Raw genomic sequence first — 7,225 nt, 5'->3', positions numbered from 1 at the left:
GCTCTGGCACTGATGACGGTCATGCCAGACGTTCATTTGAACCGCCTGCTCCTGACGTTCAGCAGAAACTCGGAATTTCTCCGCCAGCACGGCTATTCACTGCGCTATGCGAGGTGCAACTCCTGAGTTGAAGCCTGGTTGCCCGGAGAGGAATTCAGCGTCGAGTGTTTCTCGTCGCGCGGCATTCATAAAATTGTCGGATTGACCCGTAAGTTCAAGGATCAAATAACCTTTGTCGAGACGGGTCATCAGATTCCCGCCGGTCTTTCCAAAACAGACGCTGAGCGTCTGGCCGTTTTCGTTTGCCGTTGCCTGACGGCCCTTGGTGTACGTGACGGACCGACGCACAGTGAGGTAATGATCCATGGAGATGACATTCACCTCATTGAGACGCACCTGCGTATGGGTGGGGATTACATCCCCGAGCTGCTGGCGACGTCCTACGGCGTGGATTTACCCGCCTTGACCGCCCAGTGGATTGTGTGCGGTCCGGTGGAGCCAGCATTGCTGGCAAGCCTGCCCGACGAGGCCGAAATGCACTCGGTGATTCGCTACCTTAGTGCCGAAAAGCACGGGGTGATCGAAGCTTTTGAGGGTGTGGACGAGGCTCTGCTTCAGCCTGGTGTCCTGGCCGTAGAAGTATTTTTCACTCCCGGTGACCAGGTGCGGCCAGCAGAACAGTCTGGTGATCGGCTCGCAGCCGTGCGGACGTGTGCCTACAGCGCCGAACTTGCCCATGAACGCGCTAGAGATGCCCTTAATTTCCTTCGCGTCAGCTACAGTGGTAGCTTGCACAGGAACCAGGCCTCTCCCAGTTCCACATCCTCGTCAGACACGCCGTCGGCGATAGAGGAGACTTCCCGTGCAACATGATGAGAAGACACATGTGCCGGTTGAGTTGCGAGGTGCCGGAGTCGTCATCCTGAACGAACACTACGATATCCTGCTCGTTCACGAACGTGGCAACCCTGCACAACAAGGTAAATCTGGGACATGGCACATACCGTCGGGGCGAGTGGAACCACACGAGAATCCCCAGGATGCCGCGATCCGTGAGGCTTTTGAGGAAACGGGCTTACGGGTTGAGGCCGTCAGGTTCATTAATGCACATCTGGGACGATTTCCTGACGGCGTTAACATCATTTGGATGGCCTGGTTGGCACGCGTCCTTCCGGATGTGGAACAGGGGATTGCACGTCCAGAAGAGGTCATCGAACTGCGGTACGTCACCCGTGAAGAATTTATGCAAATGTACCGGCTTGGTAAGATTCGCATGTACCAAACCAAGCTGTTTTATGAAGAAGCATTACAACTCTACGGCCTGTGCTTGGATGACACCAGAACGACCACCCCGGTTTGAAGCGTTACCGCAGGATGTCGACCGGAACGGGCGGCTCGGCCTCGAATGGATAAGCGGCATTTCGCAGGGATGATGAGTGGTCCGCATGATGAACAGGCAAACCCGCCTGTTCTCGCAGCCCCCGAATCCAATCGATCCGTAAACCACGCTCGCTCAGCAAGGTCTGCTCTTCCTCCGGCGAGAGATGGGGTAAAAGAATACGATGCATTGATTGCTGCAGCTCGCGACGAATTCTGATGCTGTAAGTCGCAATCCATTCGGAGAGTTGTTCACAAATCCTGCCCGTATGAGTCGTGAGGTCCATTCCGAGCAGGAGGAGATCCTGTACAGCGGCACGGGTCAAGTGTTCTACTTGGTGCGGAGGAAGTGCTGCCCCTGCAAGCGTATAAGCGATGGAACGGACCATGTTCTTGATGACATGGCCAGATCCACGGTGGCCGATTTGACCGCCGTCACCGATTAATGCCACCAAACACCGGATGCTCACGGCCCACAATCTTAATTGTTCATCTTTGAAGGATGCCCCGAGCACAAGCCGTACGGCTGGCATGGTGTTGAGAAAAAGTGTTGACTCAAATGGAGAAGATGCCGCCTCATTAATGAATTGAACTCGATCCAAAAATAACGCGCTATCCATAGAAAAGCGCTGCTCATATTCAATGAGGCCGAAGGCACCTAACGATACGAGTCCGTGCCGATATCGTGCGTACAGGAAAATATACTCTCCGCCTGGGCGGCTGCTTCCGAGACTGAGCGGCTTCAGACGATCCGAAATGACGACATGATCTTGGGCCACCCCTGCCAACTGAAGTACACTTGGAATACCGTTGCGCCCGCTCACCCGAAACCAAATGTCTCGAATGTCCATTCTAAAAACATCCAAAGCGGTTCTAAGTGTAGGGGCAAGACAATCTGCTGCATATCTTTCGTTAAATAAAAATGTCGAAGCCATTAGCTCTAGCGGATTTGCAAGTGGATACTTCCCTGCGCCCTGATATTTATCCATACTGAACGTCCGTTGCACACCGGCGAAGCTACGACATCCGATATGGCCGATTTGATCGAAGAGGTCAATATGGACAGCAGCGGTCGAGACGGTAAAATAAGTGTCGCCACCCGCACCGACGAGAGGCCGCTCCGAAAGAGTCTCTGCGCCAAGAAGATTGTTGGCCTGAATAAATTGTTGTCTTAATTCGGGAAGTTGGCGCATAGCGAGTCTCAGCATACCGACTCTGATAGACCTCCTGCAAAAAGTCTCTCCGCCTCTCGAACCCGTGCCCGGATTCCTCCTTGCAAGCAGCGAAAGTGGAGAGGCAGAGCGGCCCGAGAACCCACTTTTGCAGGAGGTCTAATCCCAGATGTTTTCGGTACCAGGGCCCCGATGAGGCGTTGGGGGACGCGGTGGGTGCTGACCCAGCCGGCCAGTTGGTGGTGGCCCACGCCATCGTGCTGGTGGCTGCCCACCAGGACAGCGACGTGAAGGCGGAGGCCTACCTCCACTTTGCCGAAGGACACGCCCACACCACCCGACAGGTCTACTTGCGCCAGGCGCAGGCCACCAGTAGTGCCACGTATCTCGGAAAGTATGAGGACGCCCAGGGGCATCTGAACGCGGCGCAGCGGCACGCCACGGTGTCCCCGCTGACCTCGGCCCTTCTCCCCTCCCCTACTTCTGGGGCATGTGATTCCGGGCCCGGGGCCAGGGGGATAAGGCCCGCGAAGCGTTTGGGTGGGCCGTCCACCTCGCCCGCGAGCAGCAACAACCTGAGACCGAGCGATGTGCCCAACTGGGGCTGTCCGTGCTCGCCATGGCCGCGGGCGACGAGGCGACGGAGCGTGGCAGTCTGGCGAGGGCGAAGGCCCTGGTGAAGACGCCCCGGGCCCAGGCGTACCTCGACTGGCGCCCGGGTCGGCGCTGATTCACCGGGCGGACGCCGCCGGGTTGAAACGGCTGAGGACGGCCCTGAAGTATTTCCAGAGCAGCGGTTGTGCCCGTGAGGAGGTGTGGGTCCTCCTGCATCTGGCAGAAGCCCACAGTCGCCTCGGCTCTCCCGAAGCCGCCCGGCAAGCTTTACGTGAAGCGGCGGACGCCCACGTCGGGTTGGGAGGTCAGCAGCACCTGGGCCTCGAACTGCGCGCCCTGCCACAGGTCCGCCATCTGCTCGACGCGCTCGGTAAGCACGAGTACGAGCGGGTCCTGTGCGCTCCTTCAGAGCAAACGGTGCAGGTCGCCGAGGTGACGCTGGTGACCCTGGGTCCCCCGGCGATCCTCGTGAACGGCCAGCGGGTGCGGCTCCAGATGAGGAAGTCAGTCGAGGTCCTTGCTTACCTGCTCCAGCACGGCGAGAGTACGCTTTTAACGTTGCAAACGGAGGTCTTCGCGGACGTCCTTCCCGTCCGGGCGAAGAACTACATCCACCAGGTGCGGTTGGAACTCAAGCGCCTGGTGCCCAGGCTCTCCGTCCCCTACGACCCTGCCGGGCAGGTGTACCGGGTGCAGTGTGAGGGGACCCACCTGACGTGGGACTTGCAACAGGTGCGGGATGCCTTGCTGAATATGGAGCCAGATGTCATGCTCACCGCCAAGTTCAATGTCAAGGATTTTCTACAGGGTTCGGAGAGCGAATGGGTGGAGACGGAGCGTGAGCGCATGAGCCGCTGGATCGTCCGGGTGGGGCTGGAGACGATGGACACCTGGTACAGCCAGGGCGACTACGCCAAGTGCGTCAAGCTCGCCCAACGGCTGATCGAGGTCGATCCCCTCGACGAGGGCCTGCACGATTTCCTGATCCGGGCCACCGCCCACGTCGGCGGGATCAGCGCGGCGCGGACGGCGTGCTGGGAGAGCCGCACGCTCTTTGTCCGGGAAGTCGGGCACGTCCCGCCGCTGCTGGAGCGGCTGGCCCAGCAGCTTCAGGAGCAACAGTTGAATTGAGGCGGGGTGGACCCGTCGTCAGCGGTTCAGTGTGGGCAGTGTTGTCAGCACTTGTCGGACTGCCTCCTTCGCCTCGGTCGGTGACCAGTTCGCCAACTCCCCCAGGCTGTGCCGCCGGGTGAGGTGCGAGACCACCTGATACCCGACGAAGTAGCCCGCCCGGGTCGGCCGCTCGCCCTGCTCGCCTAACTGATCAGGAAAGTAGGTGAAGTGGCGGTCAGCCGTGGCCTCGTCCTGCTGGTCGAGGCCACGCAGCAGCTCCTCGCGCAACTCTGCCCAGCGTTCCATGCAGCGCGCCACCCAGTCCTCAAAGCCCGGCCCGAACCACAGGTACTCCCCGGCGGTCAGGCCCGGCACCACCTGCTCCGAGGCACAGATGGCGAGCCCTTCCTTGAACAGCTTCTCGCCGACGTCGTGCTCGTGCCACCGCGCGGGGTCCTCCCCCAGGTGCAGGACGTGAGCGGTCTCGTGGGCCACCGTGATCTCCAGGGCCTGCGGGGTGGTGAACTGCTCCAGGGCGAAGAAGGCGGTCTGCCGACCGTGCAGGAGGTCCGCCCAACCATTGGACTGGAAGAATCCGACCATCAGGACGAAGGGCAGCTCGGCAGGAGCGGCGCCGAACACCTGCCGGGTGGCCTCGGCGGTCCGGGTGACCAGTTCAGGGGCCTGGTGAATCAGAGGTTCGAGCGTGGAGAGATGGGCGGGGAAGCAGACGAGGGCGGCGGCCAGCCGGTCGTCACGGTCCAGACGGCCGCCGTAGTCCTGGTAGACCTCGAACACGTCCGGGTGCCGAGCCTGGTACAGCTCGTGCCACAACTGTTCCTGCTCGGGCAAGGGGCGTCCCTGCGCTTGTTGCCAGAAGGCCAGGAAGTCCGGCGTCAGGTTCTCGATGGTGACGGGCACGGGGTAGTGTGGCACCCAGGAGCACACGTTGAGGGAGCACGAAGTCCACGGCTCAACACACGGAGGCCGTCTGGCGGCTGCCCGCCTGCCGCAGGCCTGGGTCGAGGTCCTGGACGGGCGACGGACCGACGAGTTGCCCCAGGGGGAGGTCTTCCCCAATGGGCCTCTCCCCTATCGAAGCTGCGGCCGTGGCGGGGGTGAGCGACCCACGAGGGTGGGAAGCCTTGACGGCGTTCCATGCCCACCGTGAGCCCCTGGAGGTCACGGCGGGGCGGTGGAACATCCCCCGCGAGCGGGTGCGGCAGCTCGGGCTCAAGGCCCTGCAACAGCTGACGGCGCACGCACGCTTCCAGGGCCGGGCCGCCCAGTTGTACGAACTGACGCAGACGCCGACGGCTCGGCATGGATGTCAATGTGGTGGTACGGGCGTCCCACGTGCCAGTCGTCGGTCGAGATCGACATCTCCTCGCTGATCTTGCCCGCAGGTCAGGTTGAACGCTGAGATTGTAAGGCGTAACCCGTTTGGCCGTCTTGGCCTGGCGCCACGCTGTCGGCGTGGACGGGTCGTCGTGGTACTTGCTGGCAGGAGGGCTGGTCGCCGCGATCCTGGCGGCGAGCTTCCACCGGGCCCGCATCGACTGGCGCGAGAACAAGCGCCTCCTCCTGCTGGTGCTGACCTCCGTCTTCCTGTGGCCACTGGTGCTGATTATGCTCTGGTTGGACCGGCAGCGGGTGATGGTCCGGAAGTCGGTCCCGCACGTGATTCTCTGGCTCTCGGATGTGGAAGGCCCGACGCGGTGGCGGGTGTTCGGGCGGGAAGTGCGGCTCCGCTGGCGGCACCGCCGGGCGCTGGTGCTTGGCCCGCTCACGTTGCTCGTCCGGCCCCGTCCGACACTGGACGCCCCCCTCCTCTTCGCGCCGGGCCGGGTCATCGTCACGCTCCTGCTGTTCCAGGTGCAGGTGTTGTGGCGGCACCACGGGAAGGTCCCCGCCCGCGACCTGCTGTGAGCCTCACCAGGGCAGGAGGAGGTGGCTGCCCTCGGGTGGGGACGGGGACAGGGGGGCGGGCGTCGGACGGCCTACCAGGGTGAAGTGTCCCGGACCCCCCCAAGCCAGGGCGTCGTCGAGCAGGACCAACAGGTCCTCGAAAGAAGCGTCGTCACGCGGCTCAATCGGTTCACCAGCTTCGTCGGTGACCCGCAGGCTGGCGGTGTGGCGGCGCAGGGTGATGCTGACGTAGGCTGCGTGAGGGCCGTAACACGTCCGGACACGCTCGGCGTAGTGGTGCGGGACATCCTGGTTGTGCTTGAGCTGGCCCATGCCCACCCCCCACGCCGCCAGGCGTGAGGGCAGATACCGGAACCCTCGGTCAGGGTCGAAGGTGCTCAAAGCAGGAACAGGGGCCTGGCCGAGAACAAAGAAGGCAATTTCAACGTCGCTTCTGTAGCAGCCTCATGTCAGGGTGCCCTCACCGGACCGTGTTCAACGCTGAATAGTGACATCAGCGGCCCATCCGGCGTATCCAAGGTAAGCGCTAGGTTCCCATTCACGGGTATCCAGAACGACCCGGATGCCCGCCCGCACAAGTGTCTCCACCTGCGGTAGGTCGTGCCCCTGGGTCGAAGGCTGGATCCAGTACAACACGTCGGGTCGGTCTCGCAACAACCGTTGCAGGGTGCCAGGCTCCATATCGAAGCCCTCGTCGTAATACCTGAGCAGGTACGGGCTGATGGCCGGAACGCCCGGTGTGGAACCGGCAATCCAGCGTTCAAACCCGTGCAAGGCGACCCGTAAGCTCTGCTGGATATGGGCGCGTATCAGCGCGCGGGTGTAGCTATGCCGAGGGTCATCTTCTTCTCCAACAATCATGAGCGTGCTCCAGGAGCCATGCTGCGCTTTGCTCAGGAGTTGCACCTGCATAACGACGGGGAAGCGCTCCCAGCCGAGAAAATCTGGGAGTGTCTACGTCACAGATTCTGGGGGAGCGCGTCCGCATTCTGGCAGATGAGTTCCTGGCCGTTCCAACC

8 protein-coding genes are annotated in these 7,225 nt (G+C 61.8%); 4 read left to right on the top strand and 4 right to left on the bottom strand.

Features of this window, described 5'->3' with window-relative positions; genetic code table 11:
- The first annotated feature begins 138 nt into the window (after positions 1–138).
- Together A7B18_RS20760 and A7B18_RS20755 are read left to right on the top strand one after the other, a co-directional pair.
- Positions 139–873: an ATP-grasp domain-containing protein gene (locus A7B18_RS20760; protein WP_102128570.1), complete on the top strand. Its 735-nt coding sequence runs from the start codon at positions 139–141 to the stop codon at positions 871–873.
- A complete protein-coding gene (locus tag A7B18_RS20755) occupies positions 863–1,360 on the top strand; it encodes a Nudix hydrolase (RefSeq protein ID WP_102128569.1) in 498 nt (165 codons plus the stop codon). The genes A7B18_RS20760 and A7B18_RS20755 overlap by 11 nt, the downstream gene beginning before the upstream one ends.
- Before the next feature lie 4 nt (positions 1,361–1,364).
- Here the strand turns inward: A7B18_RS20755 and A7B18_RS21655 are convergent, their stop codons facing one another.
- Positions 1,365–2,570: a hypothetical protein gene (locus A7B18_RS21655; protein ID WP_146009635.1), complete on the bottom strand. Its 1,206-nt coding sequence runs from the start codon at positions 2,568–2,570 to the stop codon at positions 1,365–1,367.
- 732 nt (positions 2,571–3,302) lie between these two features.
- Between A7B18_RS21655 and A7B18_RS20750 the strand changes: the two genes are divergently transcribed.
- Complete coding sequence (locus tag A7B18_RS20750) at positions 3,303–4,295, top strand: AfsR/SARP family transcriptional regulator (protein WP_180970287.1); 993 nt, start codon at positions 3,303–3,305, stop codon at positions 4,293–4,295.
- A gap of 18 nt (positions 4,296–4,313) precedes the next feature.
- On the opposite strand, the gene A7B18_RS20745 is transcribed toward A7B18_RS20750, so the two are convergent.
- Entirely contained in the window at positions 4,314–5,198 is an 885-nt protein-coding gene (locus tag A7B18_RS20745; protein WP_102128567.1) for a DUF2268 domain-containing putative Zn-dependent protease, read from the bottom strand.
- Positions 5,199–5,753: 555 nt separating this feature from the next.
- Between A7B18_RS20745 and A7B18_RS20740 the strand changes: the two genes are divergently transcribed.
- Entirely contained in the window at positions 5,754–6,206 is a 453-nt protein-coding gene (locus A7B18_RS20740; protein ID WP_146009634.1) for a hypothetical protein, read from the top strand.
- A gap of 3 nt (positions 6,207–6,209) precedes the next feature.
- On the opposite strand, the gene A7B18_RS20735 is transcribed toward A7B18_RS20740, so the two are convergent.
- The gene (locus A7B18_RS20735) at positions 6,210–6,518 is read right to left on the bottom strand and encodes a hypothetical protein (RefSeq protein WP_102128565.1); all 309 of its coding nucleotides are present in this window, start codon (positions 6,516–6,518) and stop codon (positions 6,210–6,212) included.
- A 162-nt stretch (positions 6,519–6,680) separates the two neighbouring features.
- Positions 6,681–7,118, bottom strand: coding sequence for a hypothetical protein (locus A7B18_RS20730; protein WP_102128564.1), 438 nt, complete (start codon positions 7,116–7,118; stop codon positions 6,681–6,683).
- Between the last annotated feature and the right edge of the window lie 107 nt (positions 7,119–7,225).

Origin of the sequence: Deinococcus planocerae (assembly GCF_002869765.1) — a bacterium.
Taxonomy (GTDB): Bacteria; Deinococcota; Deinococci; order Deinococcales; family Deinococcaceae; genus Deinococcus; species Deinococcus planocerae.
This window is presented reverse-complemented; position numbering and strand designations above follow the sequence as displayed.